13 protein-coding genes are annotated in these 17,782 nt (G+C 69.2%); 9 read left to right on the top strand and 4 right to left on the bottom strand.

Annotation, left to right across the window (positions count from 1 at the left end; translation table 11 throughout):
- Nucleotides 1–48: 48 nt before the first annotated feature.
- Nucleotides 49–2,346 (top strand): TonB-dependent receptor domain-containing protein, encoded by a 2,298-nt coding sequence (locus FHY09_RS04200; RefSeq protein ID WP_166924504.1) that lies wholly within the window; start codon nt 49–51, stop codon nt 2,344–2,346.
- Between the two features lie 48 nt (nt 2,347–2,394).
- On the opposite strand, the gene rnd is transcribed toward FHY09_RS04200, so the two are convergent.
- The gene (gene rnd, locus FHY09_RS04195) at nt 2,395–3,468 is read right to left on the bottom strand and encodes a ribonuclease D (RefSeq protein ID WP_166924502.1); all 1,074 of its coding nucleotides are present in this window, start codon (nt 3,466–3,468) and stop codon (nt 2,395–2,397) included.
- Nucleotides 3,469–3,549: 81 nt separating this feature from the next.
- Here rnd and FHY09_RS04190 point away from each other — a divergent pair, with 81 nt between their 5' ends.
- Both FHY09_RS04190 and FHY09_RS04185 read left to right on the top strand, forming a co-directional pair.
- A complete protein-coding gene (locus tag FHY09_RS04190; protein WP_456362706.1) occupies nt 3,550–5,427 on the top strand; it encodes an SUMF1/EgtB/PvdO family nonheme iron enzyme in 1,878 nt (625 codons plus the stop codon).
- Between the two features lie 84 nt (nt 5,428–5,511).
- A complete protein-coding gene (locus FHY09_RS04185; RefSeq protein ID WP_166924500.1) occupies nt 5,512–6,408 on the top strand; it encodes a M48 family metallopeptidase in 897 nt (298 codons plus the stop codon).
- A 525-nt stretch (nt 6,409–6,933) separates the two neighbouring features.
- Here the strand turns inward: FHY09_RS04185 and xseA are convergent.
- Together xseA and queG are read right to left on the bottom strand one after the other, a co-directional pair.
- Nucleotides 6,934–8,280: an exodeoxyribonuclease VII large subunit gene (gene xseA / locus FHY09_RS04180; RefSeq protein ID WP_166924498.1), complete on the bottom strand. Its 1,347-nt coding sequence runs from the start codon at nt 8,278–8,280 to the stop codon at nt 6,934–6,936.
- A 57-nt stretch (nt 8,281–8,337) separates the two neighbouring features.
- Nucleotides 8,338–9,411, bottom strand: a complete 1,074-nt coding sequence (gene queG / locus FHY09_RS04175; RefSeq protein ID WP_166924496.1) for a tRNA epoxyqueuosine(34) reductase QueG — start codon at nt 9,409–9,411, stop codon at nt 8,338–8,340.
- 24 nt (nt 9,412–9,435) lie between these two features.
- Here queG and FHY09_RS04170 point away from each other — a divergent pair, with 24 nt between their 5' ends.
- The 6 genes from FHY09_RS04170 (at nt 9,436) to FHY09_RS04145 (ending at nt 17,034) form a co-directional block, all read left to right on the top strand.
- Nucleotides 9,436–10,923, top strand: coding sequence for an NAD(P)H-hydrate dehydratase (locus FHY09_RS04170; protein ID WP_166924494.1), 1,488 nt, complete (start codon nt 9,436–9,438; stop codon nt 10,921–10,923).
- Nucleotides 10,916–11,404: a tRNA (adenosine(37)-N6)-threonylcarbamoyltransferase complex ATPase subunit type 1 TsaE gene (tsaE, locus tag FHY09_RS04165; protein ID WP_166924492.1), complete on the top strand. Its 489-nt coding sequence runs from the start codon at nt 10,916–10,918 to the stop codon at nt 11,402–11,404. The genes FHY09_RS04170 and tsaE overlap by 8 nt, the downstream gene beginning before the upstream one ends.
- Before the next feature lie 75 nt (nt 11,405–11,479).
- Complete coding sequence (locus tag FHY09_RS04160) at nt 11,480–13,078, top strand: N-acetylmuramoyl-L-alanine amidase (protein ID WP_166924490.1); 1,599 nt, start codon at nt 11,480–11,482, stop codon at nt 13,076–13,078.
- 159 nt (nt 13,079–13,237) lie between these two features.
- Nucleotides 13,238–15,109 carry a DNA mismatch repair endonuclease MutL gene (mutL, locus tag FHY09_RS04155; protein WP_166924488.1) on the top strand — a complete coding sequence of 624 codons (1,872 nt, stop codon included), beginning with the start codon at nt 13,238–13,240 and terminating at the stop codon, nt 15,107–15,109.
- 39 nt (nt 15,110–15,148) lie between these two features.
- Nucleotides 15,149–16,087: a DUF1684 domain-containing protein gene (locus FHY09_RS04150; RefSeq protein WP_166924487.1), complete on the top strand. Its 939-nt coding sequence runs from the start codon at nt 15,149–15,151 to the stop codon at nt 16,085–16,087.
- Nucleotides 16,088–16,089: 2 nt separating this feature from the next.
- Nucleotides 16,090–17,034: a TraB/GumN family protein gene (locus FHY09_RS04145; RefSeq protein ID WP_456362705.1), complete on the top strand. Its 945-nt coding sequence runs from the start codon at nt 16,090–16,092 to the stop codon at nt 17,032–17,034.
- A 92-nt stretch (nt 17,035–17,126) separates the two neighbouring features.
- Here the strand turns inward: FHY09_RS04145 and phaR are convergent, their stop codons facing one another.
- Nucleotides 17,127–17,699, bottom strand: a complete 573-nt coding sequence (gene phaR / locus FHY09_RS04140) for a polyhydroxyalkanoate synthesis repressor PhaR (RefSeq protein WP_166924486.1) — start codon at nt 17,697–17,699, stop codon at nt 17,127–17,129.
- Nucleotides 17,700–17,782: the final 83 nt, after the last annotated feature.

The raw sequence follows: 17,782 nt of genomic DNA, 5'->3' as shown, positions 1-17,782 counted from the left end.
CCGCCCGGCTCGCGCAGGCCGCACGGATGCTCCCGAGTCCCTACGTACATGTACGCACCCCATTCCGTTCTCCGCCGTCACCCGCTGGCGCTGGCCTGCGCTGCCCTGGGCCTGGCGGTGGCCACCCCCGCCGTGGCCCAGCAGGCCACCGCCCCCAGCGCCACGGCGCTGGACACGATCACCGTCACGGCCGAGCGCCGCGAGCAGAACCTGCAGGAGGTGCCGGTGTCGGTGGGCGTGGTACAGGGGGAAACGCTCCGTGACTACACCGCAGGCGGCGACGACACGCTGCTGGCGCTGTCCGGCAAGGTGCCCAGCTTCTATGCCGAAACCACCACCGGGCGCATCTTCCCGCGCTTCTATATCCGTGGCCTGGGCAACATCGATTTCTACCTCGGCGCCTCCCAGCCGGTGTCGATCATCCAGGACGAGGTGGTCCTGGAGCACGTGGTCCTGAAGTCCAACCCGGTGTTCGATGTCGATCAGATCGAAGTGCTGCGTGGTCCGCAGGGCACGCTGTTCGGCCGCAACACCACGGCCGGCATCGTGAAGTTCGACAGCATCAAGCCCAGCCAGGACTACAGCGGTCGGGTCAACGCCAGCTACGGCAGCCACAACAGCGTGGCCGTGGACGGCGGCTTCGGTGGCCCGATCAACGATGTCGCCGCGTTCCGCATCTCCGCGCTCTACCAGCACCGCGATGACTACGTGGACAACACCTACCGGGGCCCGAGTGCCGACGGCACGGTGAGTCCGCAACGCGATGCGATGGGGGGCTTCGACGACCGCAACGTCCGTGCGCAGCTGCTGCTGACGCCGACCGAGGCGTTCTCGGTGCTGGCCTCGGCGCATGCCCGCGACTATGACGGCACGTCCACGCTGTTCCTGCGCGGCGGCCTGCAGAAGGGCTCCAACCAGCCCACCGCTGCGCGTGACCGCGTGGCCTACGATGAAGCCGCCAACAACCCGCAGGCGTACAAGACCTACGGCGGCTCGGTCAAGGCGACCTATGATTTCGGTGCCACCGAGCTGACCTCCATCACCGCCTACGAGACCACCTCCGGCTACAGCCGCGGCGACACCGATGGCGGAGCCGCTGCGGATTTCCCGGTCAACGGCGTGGCCAACGGGTATGGCCAGTCGATGGGGCAGGTGCGTGACCTCGACCAGTGGACGCAGGAAGTGCGTCTGGCCAGCGCGGGCGATGACCGGCTGAAGTGGCAGGTCGGTGCGTTCTATTTCGACGGCCGTGATACCACTGATTTCTACCAGCGCGCGTGGTTCCTGCAGGGCGCAGCGCGCAATCCGAACAACTGGGTACGGCTGCGCAATACCAACACCTCCTTCGCCGGTTTCGGGCAGCTGACCTACGCGGCCACCGACAGGCTGACCCTGACCGCCGGCCTGCGCCAGACCCGTGACGAGAAGCGCACGCGCCTGCTCAAGACCGCCAACACCGCCGCAGGCGTGGTGACCTACCGTGGCCGCACCGACGTGGAGATGAGTGACACCACGCCGAGCTGGGACCTCAGCGCGATGTACCGGATCAGCAAGCAGGTAGGCGTGTACGCGAAGGTCGCGCGGGGCTTCCGCGGGCCGACCATCCAGGGGCGTTCGGCGGTGTTCAACTCGGACTTCACCACCGCTGATTCGGAGACGATCCTGAGCTGGGAAGCCGGTGTGAAAAGCACGCTGTGGGATGACCGCCTGCGCCTGAACGCCACGGCGTTCACGTATACGGTCAACGACATCCAGCTCAACGGTAATGATTCGGATGGCAATGGCGTGCTGTTCAACGCCGACAAGGCCAAGGCCTACGGGCTGGAGGCGGACATGGAACTGCGGCCCATCCCGAACCTGACCCTCAGTGCCGGCGTGAGCCTGCTGCACAGCGAAGTACAGGATGACCGAGTGTATGCGCAGGTATGTGCGCTGAACGGCGCGGTGGTGTGTACGGTCAATGATCCGACCCTCCGCGTGGGGGCCAACACCTTCGCGCAGATCAACGGCAATCCGCTGCCCAATGCCCCGAAGTATGCGTTCAACATCGCTGCGCGCTACGACGTCCCGGTCAGCGATGCGGACACGATGTTCGTCTCCACGGACTGGAACAAGCAGGGTTACACCAGCTTCGTGCTCTACGATTCGGCCGAATTCAATTCCAGAGGCGACTTCGAGGGCGGCCTGAAGGTCGGCTATTCCGCGGACTACGGTGCGTGGGAAGTGGCGCTGTTCGCGCGCAACATCACCAATGAGAAGAACCTCAAGGGCGTGATCGAGAACTACATGGCGGCGGTGTACAACGAGCCGCGCACCGTGGGTGTGTCGTTGAACGTCAACTGGTGAACGCCCCGGACGCAGGTGTCGGCCAGAGCCGGCACCTGCGTCGTGCCGTCAGGGCAGCAGGGAATACAGCCGTGATTCGAGTTCGGCCTGGCGCCAGCCCGCGAGTGCCGCCGGCCACTCACGTGTGCCGAGGTAGCTTTCCAGGTGCTTGCGCGAGGCCAGCACGCCGTCCGGCAATTCCAGCTCGGCCGCCCGTCTGGCCACCGCGTCCTGCATCTTCTTCAGCGCCTGCTTGTTGGCATCGGTGGCCTGCAGGGCCTGCGGCGCCTGGTCTTCGTCCGCCAGCGGCGTCATCAGGGCCTCCCAGACCGCCGCGGTGAGCTTGCGCGGGGCCTTCGGGAACTGCTCGAACAGCACGCCGAGGGCGGCTTCGTCGGCCGGTGGCACGCGCGCCAGCGTGGCCGCCAGCTCGTTGTCCAGGATCCAGCTGCGCGGACGGTCGCTGGCACGCGCCTGCTGGTCACGCCAGCGCAGCAGCCGCAGCAGGCGGCGCTGCGAAGCCGCGTCCAGGAACTGCGAGGCGCGCATGGACAGGTGGGGCCAGCGCTCCTCATCGTTGGCTACCGCCGCGATCAGCCGCTGCGCATCGTCCTCCAGCCACTGCCGGCGCCCCTGTGCCTCCAGGCGCGCACTGATGGCATCGTGCAGGGCGAACAGGTGCTCCACGTCATCGGCGGCGTACTGCAGCTGCGCCTCGGAGAGCGGCCGGCGCATCCAGTCCGAACGGGTTTCGCCCTTGGCCAGCGCCACGCCGGTGATCTCCTGCACCAGCTTCTGGTAGCCCATGCCACCGCCGATGCCGGCCAGTGAAGCGCCGATCTGGGTATCGAACAGGGGCTGTGGCATGGCGCCGCAGGTATGCTTGAACGCAACCAGGTCTTCGCTGGCACTGTGCATGACCTTGGTGATCGTGGTGTCGGTCAGCCACGGCGCGAGCGCCTGCGGCATGCCGGGCGCGAGCGGATCGATCAGCAGGATTTCATCGCCCACCGCCATCTGCACCAGTGCCAGCTGGGGCCAGAAGGTGCGCTCGCGGATGAACTCCGTGTCCAGGCCGATGCGGGTGGGACGCTGCTGATGGCGAGCGTGCAGTTCTTCGGGGGTGTTGATCCAGATGGCCACGTCGGGTTGGACTACTCGGGTTTGCTCAGGCAGGGGAGAATAGCCTAACGTCGGCCCGCACCGGGTTGAAGGAGGTCTGTCTTGCGTCTGCCGTGCCTGTATCTGCTGTCCGCACTGGGACTGCTGGCTCTTTCCGGCTGCGATGGCGCTGCGCCGCCGTCGGCCGGGGCTGCCTCGGCGGCGGCCGGACGCACACCGCCTGCGGCGCCGGCCGCTGCGCAGGGCCCGGGCACGGTGACCATCGGCGGGCAGGACGCGGCGGAAACGGTGCAGCGCTGGACCCCGCCCACTGCCGTCATCGATCCGCAGCAACGTACCCGGGCGCGTCGCGCGGCCGAGACGGCCTACGCGCAGGGTCGCCTGTTCGCCAGCGCCGAAGATGCCATTCCGCTGTGGCTGGGACTGCTGCAACTGGATCGGGATGATCGTAGCGCGCGCGAGGGCCTGCAGCGTGCGCGCAGGGCGCTGATGCAACAGGCCGACGCGCTGTTGCAGCGACCGCAGCAGCAGCGGCAGGCGCTCACGGAGGCCGCTGGCATCGCGCTGGTGCTGCTCACCCTTGCGCCCGATGACGCGCAGGTCCGGGCGCTGCAGGGGCGCGTGGAGACCGCCCAGCGCGTGGTGGCCTTCAACCGGGCCGGGGAGGAGGACCTGCGGGCCGGGCGCATCGGCGACGACGGGGATGGCGCCATCCCGGCGTTCCGCGAGGCCCTTGCGCTGGACAAGGACAATGCCCGGGCCCGGCAAGGACTGGCAGCGGCGGAGAGTGCGCTGATCCGGCGGGCCGAGGAGGCGGCGTGCGCGGCGGATTTCGCTGGCGCGGGCGCTGCCCTGGCCGAGGCAAGCAAGGTCCGCGATGCCTCGCCGATGATGGCTGATGCCTTCGAGCGCGTGGAAGCGATCCGGCGTACCACGCTGGAGAAACTGCGCGACGATGGCCTCAGGCACCTGACCACGCCGCAGGGCCTCAAGCCGGCGCGCGAGAAGCTGGCCGAGGCGATGCGGATCGCACTGCCCGGCGACGCCGACGTGGCCCTGCTGCGCGAGCGGATCGATCTGGCCACCTACTACGGCAACTTCGCGCCGGGACAGACCTTCAGCGATCCACTGCGCGAGGGCGGGCGCGGCCCGGCGATGCGGGTGGTGCCGCATGGGGGTTTCCAGATGGGCGCAGGGGACAGCGAACCCGGTGCCAGTGATGCGGAGCGGCCATCGCATTACGTGCGCTTCGAGCGTGGCTTTGCGATGGCGGTCACCGAGGTCACCGTGGCCGACTTCGCGCGGTTCGTGAAGTCCGCCAATGCGCGCCCCCGCGCTACCCGGCGTGGCCATTCAATCGTCTATGACGAACGCAGCGGCAACTTCATCCGGCGCAGCGGGGTGGACTGGCGCTCGGGCTATGACGGCAACCGGGCCTTCGCCAATGATCCGGTGATGCATGTCAGCGTGCGCGATGCCGAGGCCTATGCGGCATGGCTGTCCGAGCAGACCGGGCGTGCCTACCGGCTGCCCAGCGAAGCGGAGTTCGAGTACGCGCTGCGCGCCGGCGGTTCTGGACGCTATTCATGGGGCAACGACGGTGTGCCGCCCAAGGGCGCCGGCAATTTCACCGGCAGCCTCGACCGTTCGCCATCCGGGCGGCACTGGGCCAACGCCTTCATCGGCTACGGCGATGGCTACTGGGGCGCTGCGCCGGTCAGCACGTTCGCGGCCAATGCGTGGGGGCTCCATGACATGGACGGCAACCTCAGCGAATGGGTGGCCGATTGCTGGCATTCCAGCTACCGGCGGGCGCCGTCCGATGGCGCGGCGTGGTTCAATCCGGGCTGCCGCGCGCGCGTCATCCGTGGCGGAAACTGGGCCAACGCCCCGCAGCAGTCACGCGCGGCCTGGCGCCAGTCGCAGGATTCGGACACCACCAGCGCGCGGATCGGTTTCCGGCTGGTGCGCGGGATCTGACCACACGCCCTGCGCACGGAAAGTGGGCTAGGATGCCGCCGCGACCGCCGCGCCACGGCGGATTCTGGCCAGGAAGCAGCCCCGATGCGCAACGATTCCGATACCCGTTCTCCCCGCCAGGGCCGCCGCGGCGGCGGCCTGCGCCTGTGGGTGCTGCTCGTCTTCGCCCTGTACGGTGCGTATTACTGGTTTTCCAACCGCAGCGTGGATCCCTACACCGGCGACAAGGTGTTGATCGACGCCTCGCTGGATGCGGAGCAGGAAAAGGCACTTGGCCTGCAGGCTTACCAGCAGATCCTGGCGGAGGAAAAACCGCTTCCCGCTGATGCTCCGATGTCACGCGACGTGCGCGATATCGCCCAACGCCTGATCGCGAAGGTGGACGTGGTGGAGACCGCGCTGGCCGAGGAACACAAGCTGCAGGCAACCCATTTTTCGCGCGGGTTCGAGTGGGACGTCAACGTGATCGAGTCCGACCAGGCCAACGCGTTCTGCCTGCCCGGCGGCAAGATGGCCGTCTATACCGGACTGGCGCCGGTAGCGAAAACCCGCGATGCGATGGCGGTGGTGATGGGCCACGAAATCGCCCACGCGCTGCTGCGCCATGGTGCGCAGCGGATGGCGCAGCAGAAGCTGACGCAGATCGGCCAGATGGCCGGCGCGGCCAGTGGCATGGACCCGCAGCAGCAGCAGATGGTGATGGCGGCGATGGGCTACGGCTACCTGCTGCCGTATGCACGCAGCCATGAGACACAGGCGGATGAGGTCGGGCTGATGCTCGCGGCGGCGGCGTGCTTCGATCCACGCGAGGCGGTGCCGTTGTGGGAACGCATGGAGCAGGCCAGCGGTGGCCGGTCGCAGCCGGAGTTTTCATCCACGCATCCCAATCCGGGTACGCGCATCCAGAATCTGCAGGGATTGATGCCGAAGGCGATGCAGTACCGGGAGCGTTTCTGCGAGCAGGCGCGCACGGCGGGCTGAGGCGGGGGGACCGGCGAACGGCTGGGCCCCTCCGTGGTGGCGCTGGGGACGGCTGGGCCCCTCCGTGGTGGCGCTGGGGCTGGGTTACTGGGATTGGGCTGGGCGGTGGGGTTGGGCGGGGGACGGCAAAAGCCGCTCCTGCGGGCCTCGCTTCGCGCCATCCATGGCGCTCAACGCCCCCACCCAACCCCACCGCCCAGCCCTGTGACAGGTCTGCATCCACCACGGGAAAAAAATAAAAAGCAAAAGCAAAAGCAAAAGCAGGCCTACAGGCTGCCGATGCTTTTGCTTTTGCTTTTGCTTTTGCTTTTTATTTTTTTTCTTCCGTGGCGGCGCACGGAGCGTGTCGGGGGGCTGGGCGGGTGGAGGCGGCGGGGGCGTGTCGCGCCATGGATGGCGCGACGCGAGGCCCGCATGGACGCAGCTCTTGCCGCCCCCCGCCGCCTCCATCCGCCCAGCCAAACCACAGAAACTCAGAAAGCCCGCGCCACCACGAGGGGGCTCAGCCGTTCGCCGACCCGCCGCTCATTCCCGGCGCGTTCCAGTGACCGTCAGCGCGACCACACCGTCACCCACGCGCGCCTGCACGGCGTCACCCGGCTGCACCTGGCTCGTACGACGCACCAGCTGGTCGTCGTCAGCACGGGTCAGGATGCTATAACCGCGTGCCACCGTGGCCAACGGGCTTACCGCTTCCATAGAGCGCGCCAGTCCACGCAGACGCAGCGCCTCCTGCTGCAGGCGGCGCGTCATCACGGCCTCAGGACGGCCACGCAGCGTCAGCAGGCGCTGGCGCAGGGCGTCGAGGCCTCGCTGCGGGTGGCATCCACGCAGTACCGCGGCCGCATGCCGCAGACGCGCGGACTGGTGCTGCAGCTGCTGGGTCCAGGTGCCGTGCAGGCGCCGCCCCAGCTCGGCATGGCGCCGCTGCAGCAGGTCCAGGCGTGCCTGTGGGCTGCAGGCGGTGAGTCGCAGCATCAGGCGGTCCGCGCGCTGCATCGCCTGGGTCAGGGCGTGCCGGTGCAGCTGCTGCAGGCGTGCCGCATCGCGCCGTAGCCGGCGCGCCAGGTCCTGCTGGTCAGGTACCAGCAGTTCGGCGGCGACCGATGGCGTTGGCGCGCGCAGGTCGGCTGCGAAATCGCTGAGGCTGAAATCCGTTTCGTGGCCCACCGCCGACACCACCGGCGTGGTGCTGGCCGCGATGGCACGGGCAAGGGCTTCATCGTTGAAGGCCCAGAGGTCTTCCAGCGAGCCACCGCCGCGCGTGAGCAGGATCACGTCGTAGCGTCCGCTTGCATCGGCGGCCTGCAGCAGCCGCGTGATCTGCGCGGCGGCCGAATCGCCCTGCACCAGGGTGGGCAGCAGGTCCACTTCCAGCAACGGGAAGCGGCGCGCCAGCACGCTCAGCACATCGCGCACGGCGGCGCCGGTGGGCGAGGTCACCACCGCCAGGCGTCGCACGTGCGTGGGCAGCTCGCGCTTGCGCCCGGCAGCGAACACACCCTCCGCTTCCAGGCGCGCCTTGAGTTCTTCGAAGGCGCGTCGCAGGGCGCCTTCGCCGGCTTCCTCCATATGGTCGAGCACCATCTGGTACTCGCCACGCGCGTCGTACAGCGTGACGCGCCCACGCACCAGCACGCGCATGCCCTCACGCGGGACGAAGCGCAGCCCCGAGGCCTTCATCCTGAACATCGCCGCACGCAGCTGCGCGCGCGCATCCTTCAAGGTGAAGTACATGTGGCCAGACGCAGGGCGCGAGACGCTGCCCAGCTCGGCTTCCACCCAGATCGCCGGAAAGCTGCCTTCCAGCAGATCGCGTGCCAGGGTGTTGAGCTGGCTGGGGGTGAGGACATCGACTGTGCGCTGCTGCATGGTCACGGTGAGACGGTGGAAAGGCGAACACCATGGTCGCATGCCCACGCGATGCGATCATCCCCGGTGCTGCGCCAATGCCCACTGCACATGTTCGCGCACCACCGGCGAAGGATCCTCGGCGCGGCGGTGCAGCGCGGCGAGCACGTCCGGCGAGCCGGGCGCATTGCCCAGCGCCACGGCGATGTTGCGCAGCCAGCGCTCATGGCCGCTGCGGCGGATCGGGCTGCCTTCGGTGCGCTGCAGGAATTCATCCGCGTCCCAGGCGAAGAGCGTGTCCAGCCGTGCGGTGTCGAGGTTGTTGCGGGCGCGGAAATCGGCCTCGTCGGTGCGCTGGGCGAACTTGTTCCAGGGGCAGATCAGCTGACAGTCATCGCAGCCGTAGATGCGATTGCCGATCAGTGGCCGCATCGGCTCGGGAATGGCGCCTTCATGCTCGATGGTCAGGTAAGAGATGCAGCGGCGCGCGTCCAGCCGCTGCGGGGCGGTGATGGCCTGGGTGGGGCACACGTCGATGCAGCGCGTGCACGTGCCACAGTGCGCAGTGGCCGGGGTGTCGATCGGCAGCGGGATGTCGATGTAGATCTCCCCGAGGAAGAACCACGAGCCGCCACGGCGATCGATCAGGCAGGTGTGCTTGCCGATCCAGCCCAGGCCCGCATTGCGGCCCAGCGCGCGTTCGAGCACGGGCGCGGAGTCGACGAACACGCGGTACCCCATCGGCGCGACTTCCGTGCTGATCTGCGTGGCGAGCTTCTGCAGCCGGTTGCGCATGAGCTTGTGGTAGTCGCGGCCAAGGGCATAGCGCGCCACGTAGGCGCGGCCGGGATCGGCCAGGGTGGCCCAGGCCTCGGTATCGTCCCGCTGGCTGTAATCCATGCCGAGGGAGATCACCCGCACCGTGCCCGGCAGCAGCTCGGCCGGGCGGGCGCGCAGCGTGCCATGCCGTGCCATCCAGTCCATCGTGCCGTACAGCCCCTGGCCCAGCCAGTCGGCCAGGTGGGCTTCGTCCTCGGAAAGATCGATGCCGGCCACGCCACAGCGCTGGAATCCGTGCGCGCGCGCAAGCTCCCGGATGCGCTGCACGGCGGCGGTGGGATCGATCGGAAGGGGGGAGGGCGGGGCACTCATGTCGGCCAAGTATAGAATCCCCCCATGCACGCGCTTCCCAACCTGTTCGATTCCGCTGCCGCACGTTCACTCGACGCACGCGCGTGCGCGCTGCAGGCAGACGGCGGCTGGAGCCTGATGGCCGCTGCCGGCGGCAGTGCCTGGCAGTGCGCGCTGCAGCATTGGCCGCAGGCGCGGCAGCTGTGCGTGGTGGTGGGCAACGGCAACAACGGCGGCGATGGCTGGGTGCTGGCCACGCTGGCCCTGCAGGCCGGCCGTCAGGTGCAGGTCGTAACGCTGCCCGGCGATGGACCCGGTACCGCGCTGGCCGCCCGCGCGGCGGCCGGTTTCGCGGCAGCGGGCGGATGCGCGACGGTGTTCGACGGCTCGTTGCCCGCAGCCGATCTGCTGGTGGACGCCCTGGCCGGCCTTGGGCTGCGCGGCGCATTGACCGGCCCTGCGGAGGCTGCAGCGAAGGCGCTCAATGCGCATCCCGCGCCGGTGCTGGCGCTGGATGTGCCCAGCGGCATCGACGCGGACCGTGGCGCGCTGCCGGGCACGGCCGTACAGGCCGCGCGGACCTTGCAGTTCATCGTTGCCCATCGCGGTCTTTATACCGGCGACGGCCTGGCCCATGCAGGCGCCCTGCAGCTGGCGCCGCTTGCACTGCATGCCGCTGCGTGGGGCGATATCGCGCCAGCGGCGCAGTGGTGGCGGTGCGAGCGTCTGGGTGCATTGCTGCCGCCGCGGCCGCTCAACGCGCACAAGGGCACCTCCGGCCATGTGCTTTGCGTCGGCGGCAACCACGGCAGTGGCGGGGCGCTGCTGCTGGCGGCACACGCGGCCCTGCGGGCCGGTGCCGGCTTGACCAGCCTGGTGACCCGCAATGCACACGTCAGCGCTGCGATCGCGCGGCTTCCCGAGGCGATGTGCCATGGCGTGGAGGATGGCCCGGTGCCAGCGCCGCTGCTGCGTCGGGCCAGCGTGCTGGCCATCGGCCCGGGCCTGGGCCAGGACGATTGGGCGAAGGGGCTCTGGCGGCAGGCGCGCGACAGCGGCACACCCCTAGTGGTGGATGCCGATGCCCTGAACCTTCTCGCGGCCGAACCGTGCCCGCTCCACGATGCCGTCCTGACCCCGCACCCCGGCGAGGCCGCGCGGTTGCTGGACTGCACCACGCGCGCGGTCCAGCAGGACCGCTTCGCCGCCGCCGCCGCACTGGCGGCGCGCTTCGCGGCGGTGGTGGTGCTCAAGGGCGCGGGCACGATCGTGGCTGCCCCCGGGCGGCCGCCGGCGGTAATCGGCGCGGGCAATCCCGGCATGGCCGTCGGTGGCATGGGCGACCTGCTCACCGGCGTCATCGCCGCGCTTCGCGCGCAGGGCCTGCCTGCCTTCGAAGCGGCCGCCGGCGGTGCGCTGCTGCACGGCCTGGCCGGCGATGCAGCGGCGGCGGACGGCGCGCGCGGCCTGCTTCCCACTGACCTGCTGGCGCCGCTGCGCCGGCTCTGCAATCCGGACCTGCCCCATGCGTGAGTTCTACCTTCCCGATCCCGCCTCCACCGATCTACTGGGCGAGGCCCTGGCGGACACCCGGCCGCCGCGTGCGCTGATGGCGCTGCAGGGCGACCTGGGCGCGGGCAAGTCCACCACCGCGCGTGCGCTGCTGCGGGCACTGGGCGTGACCGGCGCGATCCGCAGCCCCACCTATACGCTGGTGGAACGGTATCCGCTGGGCGACGGCGGCGAAGCATGGCACCTGGACCTTTACCGGATCGGCGGTGCGGCCGAACTCGATTTCCTCGGGCTGGACGACGACGCGGCGACCCTCTGGCTGGTCGAGTGGCCCGAACGGGGCGAGGGCGCGTTGCCGCCGACCGACCTCGTGCTCGAACTCGCGATCCACGGCCAGGGGCGCAAGGCCCGTCTCATTCCGGTAAGCGATGAGGGTGAAGGCTGGGTGAAGCGTGCTGCCGCTGCGGAGCAGTTGCGTGGTTTTTCTGTTGATCGGCAGTAAGAATGCCATCAAAGTTACGGATTATTAAGGGAAAAGGTTTGCATTTCGTTCAGCGCGGTGATTGAATCCTGAGCCATGCGATCCAGCCTGCGCCCCGCCGCCCTCCTTGCCGCTCTCGGCCTCGCCGTCGCGAGCGTCACTGCGTGGGCGGGAGAGATCCGCGAAGTGGCGCTTGCCACGGGCGCCACGGGTACGCGCGCGGAAATCGCCCTCGTGGGCAGTGGCGGTTACAAGACGCTTACGCTGCACGGCCCCAACCGTCTGGTGATCGATTTCCCCGATTCCAGCGCCATCCGCACGCTCAAGCTGCCCAACCCGCAGGGCGTGGTCACGGCAGTGCGCACGGGCCAGCCGGTGCCGGGCACCTTCCGCGTGGTTTTCGACCTCGCCGAATCGGTGGCGCCGTTCCGTCCGAACATGCAGCAGCGTGGCAACGAATCACGCCTGGTCATTGAATGGCCCGGCGATGGTGCGGCAGCGCCGGCGCGAGCGGTCGCGACCGTGCCGACTGCCTCGTCCGGTGCAGCGGCCGCGTCGACGCCGTCGGCCATGCCGCCGCCTGCTGCCGTGGCGCGCCAGGATGCGGCACGTGCCACAGCGCTGCTGACCGCGCAGGTGCAGCAGCAGGCCAGTGTCACGGCCGCCGCTCCCGCCAGTCCGGCACCCACGCCGGTGGCAGTGTCCGGCAACGTGGCCGCCGCCGGCACCGCTGCCGCGACGGATGACGCCACGGCATCGCCCGCCGCGATCCTGGCTGGCCGCGCCGGCCCGCCGCCGCCGGCGACCGGTGCCACCACCACGACCACCGCCACCGGCGCTCCTCTTGCCAGCACGCCGCCGCCGCCACCGCCGCCGGTATCGCCACGCCCCGCGCTGCCGAGCGATCCCTCGCGCGTGCGCATGCAGCCGGGCATGCGGCACCTCGTAGTGGCGATCGATCCCGGCCACGGTGGCCAGGACCCCGGCGCCATCGGGCCCACGGGGAAACGCGAGAAGGACATCACCCTCGCCGTGGCCCGTGAGCTGGCGCGGCAGGTCAATGCGACCCCCGGGCTGAGGGCGTTCCTGACCCGCGACACCGACGTCTTCATTCCCCTGCCGATGCGCGCGCAGAAGGCACGCGCCGCCAAGGCGGACATCTTCATCTCCATCCATGCCGATGCGGCCGAGAACCGCAACGCCCGGGGTTCGTCGGTCTATGTGCTGTCCACCAAGGGCGCCTCCTCGCAGCGTGCCCGCTGGTTGGCGGACAAGGAGAACGCGGCCGATCTCATCGGCGGCGTGAGCCTGCAGCGTACCGAGGGCACGCTCGCCAATGTGCTGCTGGATCTGGCCCAGAGCGGCTACATGAAGGCGTCCGAGGACGCTGCCGGACATGTGCTGGGCGGACTCAAGGACATCGGCAACAACCACAAGCCCAACATCGAGCGCGCCAATTTCGCGGTGCTGCGCACCTCGGACATGCCGGCGATGCTGGTGGAAACCGCCTTCATCTCCAACCCGGACGAGGAGCGCCGCCTGCTGGATCCGGCTTACCAGCGCAAGATCGCCGGTGCGGTGCTGGACGGGGTCAATACCTTCTTCACCCGCCAGCCGCCGCCGGGCACGCTGTTCGCCGCGCGCGCGCAGGCCGAGATGGATGCCGGGGCCACCGTCGCCGGTGGCAGCAAGTAAAACGCTCGGCCGCGCCGGAGCCCCGCTGGTCACTGCGTCACCAGAGGTGCCGCGCACGTGGGGTCCGGCTATCATCCCTGCCATGACTGTCGTACTCCGCTCCCCGTTTCGCGCGCCCGCCTACCGCCCTGCCACAGCCGCTGACTGCGGGGCGTGGGCGTGAGTGCGGAGATCCGTCCGCTGCCGGACATCCTGATCAACCAGATCGCCGCCGGGGAAGTGGTGGAGCGGCCCGCCTCGGTGGTCAAGGAGTTGGTGGAGAACGCGATCGACGCCGGGGCGACCCGGGTGGACATCGACCTGGAGGAGGGCGGTGTCCGCCTGATCCGCATCCGCGACAACGGCAGCGGCATCGCGCCGGAACAGCTGCCGCTGGCGGTCAGTCGCCATGCCACCAGCAAGATCGCCAGCCTGGATGACCTGGAAGCCGTGGCAACGCTCGGCTTCCGTGGCGAAGCGCTGCCGTCCATCGCCTCGGTCAGCCGGTTCACGCTCGCCTCGCGTCGCGCGGTGGACGCGCACGGCGCGGCGTTGCAGATCGAGGGCGGCAAGGTCGGCGAGGTGGCACCGCGCGCGCATGCGCCAGGCACCACGGTCGAGGTGCGCGAACTGTTCTACAACGTGCCGGCGCGGCGCAAGTTCCTGCGTGCCGAACGCACCGAACTGGGTCATATCGAAGAATGGTTGCGCTCGCTGGCCCTCGCGCGGCCCGACGTGGAGCTGCGTGTCTCGCACAATGGCAAGGCCTCGCGCCGCTACAAGCCCGGCGATCTGTACTCGGATGCACGCATCGGTGAAACGCTGGGCGAAGACTTCACCGCGCAGGCCCTGCGCGTGGACCACAGCGGTGCCGGCCTGCGGCTGCATGGCTGGATCGCGCAGCCGCATTACTCGCGCGCCAGCACCGACCAGCAGTACCTGTATGTCAACGGCCGTTCGGTGCGTGACCGCAGCGTGGCGCATGCCGTGAAGATGGCCTACGGCGATGTGCTGTTCCACGGCCGTCAGCCCGCCTATGTGCTGTTCCTCGAACTCGACCCGACCCGCGTCGATGTCAACGTGCACCCGGCCAAGCACGAAGTACGTTTCCGTGATTCGCGCCTGGTCCACGATTTCGTCTACCGCACCCTGAAGGATGCGTTGGCGGGCACGCGTGCGGGCGTGGCGGCCGGCGACATCGCGGCCATCGATCCGGGCGCGCCCTACGCGGCCCCTGGCAGGGAGGCGGCGCGTTATGACCTGGCCCAGTCGCCGGGCGTGTGGCCTGGGGCCGGCATGGGCGGGCAGGCCAGCAGGCGCCCGCAGCAGTCACCCCTCGGCCTGCAGGTGGCCGATGCCCCTTCTGCGTATGCAGCGCTGTACGCCACGCCCCAGGGCAGTAGCGCCGCGGGCGGCACCGCGCAGACGCCGGGTCAGGGCCTGCCCGTGACCGATGCCGATGCCGGCGTGCCGCCGCTCGGTTACGCCGTCGCCCAGCTGCATGGCATCTACATCCTGGCCGAGAACGCCGAAGGCCTGATCGTGGTGGACATGCACGCGGCCCACGAACGCATCGGCTACGAGCGCCTGAAGAATGCCCACGATGGCATCGGCCTGCAGTCGCAGCCACTGCTGGTGCCGTTCACGCTGGCGGTCGGCGAGCGCGATGCGGATACCGCCGAGCGCGAGGCCGACACGCTGGCCCAGCTGGGCTTCGAGATCACCCGCGCGGGTCCGGGCGCCCTGCATGTGCGCAGCATTCCCGCGCTGCTGGCCCAGGCCGAGCCGGAAGCCCTGCTGCGCGATGTGCTGGCCGACCTGCGCGAGCATGGGCAGAGCCGCCGCGTGGCCACCGCCCGTGACGAACTGCTGTCCACCATGGCCTGCCATGGCGCGGTGCGCGCCAACCGGCGCCTGACGGTGCCTGAAATGAACGCGCTGTTGCGCGATATGGAGCACACCGAGCGCTCGGGCCAGTGCAACCACGGGCGTCCTACCTGGGCCCGTTTCTCGCTGGCGGAGATCGACCGCTGGTTCCTGCGTGGTCGCTGAGCGGCGACCGCCTTTCACGCAAACGGAGCAGGACTCGGGATGAGAAGGGTGAAGACAGGCCTGGTGGTGCTGCTGGCACTGCTTGCCGTGGCCTGCAGCAGGGCGGTGCCGGACACTGCGGCAGGACCGGCGGCCGGCGACGCGGCGTTCGCCGCCGCCCAGCAGCAGTGGCGGATGCAGCGCTACCAGTCGCTTACGGCCGCCGACGGCTGGACCACATTGGTCGGTTTGCACTGGCTGCAGTACAACGCGCATTACATCGGCAGCGGGGCCGACAGTGGCATCCGCCTGAGCGTGGGACCTGCCAAGCTTGGCCTGCTGAGCCGGCAGGGCGGGCGCTGGTTCTTCGTGCCCGAACGCGGGGCCGGGGTCAGCCATGACGGCGCGGCGGTGAACGGCCGGATCGCCTTCCATTCAGACCGCGAAGCATCGCCCACGCTGCTCGCCTTCGACCAGGGCAAGGGCCAGCTCAGCCTGATCCAGCGGGGGGCCCGGTTCGCGCTGCGGGTCAAGCACGCCGAGGCGCCCTCGCGTCGTGGATTTGCCGGCATCGACTACTGGCCGGGTGGACCGGCCTGGCAGGTGCGCGCGGTATTCGAGCCGCACCCGCCCGGCCGTATCCTGCCGATCGTCGACATCACCGGCTTGACCACGCCGATGCCCAACGCCGGTTCGGTGTCGTTCGAGCACGACGGCCAGCGCTATCGCCTCGAGGCCATCGCCGCGCCCGGCCAACCGCTGTTTCTGATCTTCGCCGACCGCACCAGCGGCCACGGCAGCTATCCGGCCGGGCGTTATCTGGATGCCGAAGCGCCCGACGGCGACGGCACCGTGCTGCTGGACTTCAATCACGCCTACAACCCGCCGTGTGCGTTCACGCCGTTCGCCACCTGTCCGCTGGCTCCGCCGGAAAACCGCCTGGACCTGCGCGTGGAAGCCGGTGAGCGGGCCTACCATCCTCCTGCTGGAGCCCTGTGAACATGTCCCTGTTGCTGCGTTTCCTGCTGACCGCCACCGTGCTGGCCAGCACCTGTATCGTGCCGCCTGCGCACGCGGCCACGCCTTCGGCCCCCGTCTCTGCGTCGACGGCTGCCGCGCCACCGGTACCGCTGCTGTGGAAGGTCACCGGCAAGGGAGATGCGCAGATGTATCTGCTGGGCTCGTTCCACCTGCTTCGCTCGACGGACTATCCGCTGGCGCCGGAAGCGGAGAAAGCCTTCGAGGTGTCCCGTCGCACCGTGTTCGAGCTCTCATCGGACGACATGAACGCCCCCGCGCTTGCGGGCAAGCTGGTCCAGGCCGCGGTCCGCACCGACGGCAGCAGCCTGCGCGATGACCTCGACGCCCCCACCTGGAGCCGCCTGCAGGCCTGGACCACGGCCAATGGCACGCCGCTGGCCCAGCTGCAGACCATGCGGCCGTGGTTCGTCGGGCTGACGGTGAGCATCGCGCAGATGCAGAAGCTGGGGCTGGATGCGAAGCTGGGGCTGGACCAGCACTTCATGCAGCGCGCGGCAACGGCAGGAAAACCGGTGATCGGGCTGGAAGACATCGATACCCAGGTGGCGCTGCTTGCCGGCATGTCTGCCACCGAGCAGCAGCAGATGGTGGCCGAGGCGCTGGAGCAGGCGGAGAAGGGCGATGCGGAAACGCGCGCGCTGCACGATGCCTGGCGCCGCGGCGACGATGTCCTGCTATGGAACCGCATGGCCGGTGAAATGAAGGCGCGCTATCCGCAGTTGTACCGGCGCATCAACACCGAGCGCAACGACGCGTGGCTGCCGCGCCTGGAACCCTACCTGCGCGAAGGGCAGGGGGGCACACTGGTCGTGGTGGGTGCGCTGCATCTGCTGGGAGGCGATGGCGTGGTGGAGAAACTCCGCGCCAGGGGCTACAAGGTGGAGCGGGTGCGCGCCCGGCGTTGACGCATCCAGGGAACGTCCTGGCCGGTGATGGCAGAACGGCGCACCACAGGGCGCGCCGTCGATCGTGCAGCAATGCGTTGACCGGTCACGCCTCAGCGGTTGCGGTTCCGGCCGCCAACGCCGCTGGCCGGCTCCTGCGGCTTGGTGCCGGACCTGCCGGCGGTACCGCCCGGTCCTGCACCCGGCGCACCGCCGGTGCCGGTGCCCATGCCGCCAGGGCGGCCGCCGAAGCCGGTGCCCATGCTGCGCTGGAACTCCTGCCACAGCTCCATGTTGCGCTCGGTCAGCTGGTTCATCATCGCCCACGGCGTCTGCCCGAGCAGGTTGCCCATCTGCGTGCGGAACTGCGCCTGCTGGTCGAGGAAGACCTGCATGCTGCGCTCCAGGTAGTTGCCCATGAAGCCCTGCAGCGAATCGCCATAGAAGCGGATCAACTGGCTCAGCAGCTGTGTGGAGAGCATCGGCTCGCCGTCCTGTTCCTGGTCGGCGATGATCTGCAGCAGCACCGAGCGGGTCAGGTCGTTGCCGGTCTTGGCATCGCGGACTTCGAAGTCCTCGCCGTCCAGGATGAGCTGGCGGACATCCTCTATCGTGATGTAGCTGGAAATCTCGGTGTCGTACAGCCGGCGGTTCGGATACTTCTTGATGATGCGGGTCGCAGCCATGAAGCCATCACTCGTCAACGTAGGCGGGCAGCATGGCGCAGCGCAGCAGCAGTTGCAACCGCAACAGCCTCTGCAAAACAGGG

The sequence above is a fragment of the Xanthomonas sp. 60 genome (assembly GCF_011761925.1).
The sequence above is the reverse complement of the archived record's forward strand: the minus strand, read 5'-3'. Positions and strand labels throughout refer to the sequence as shown.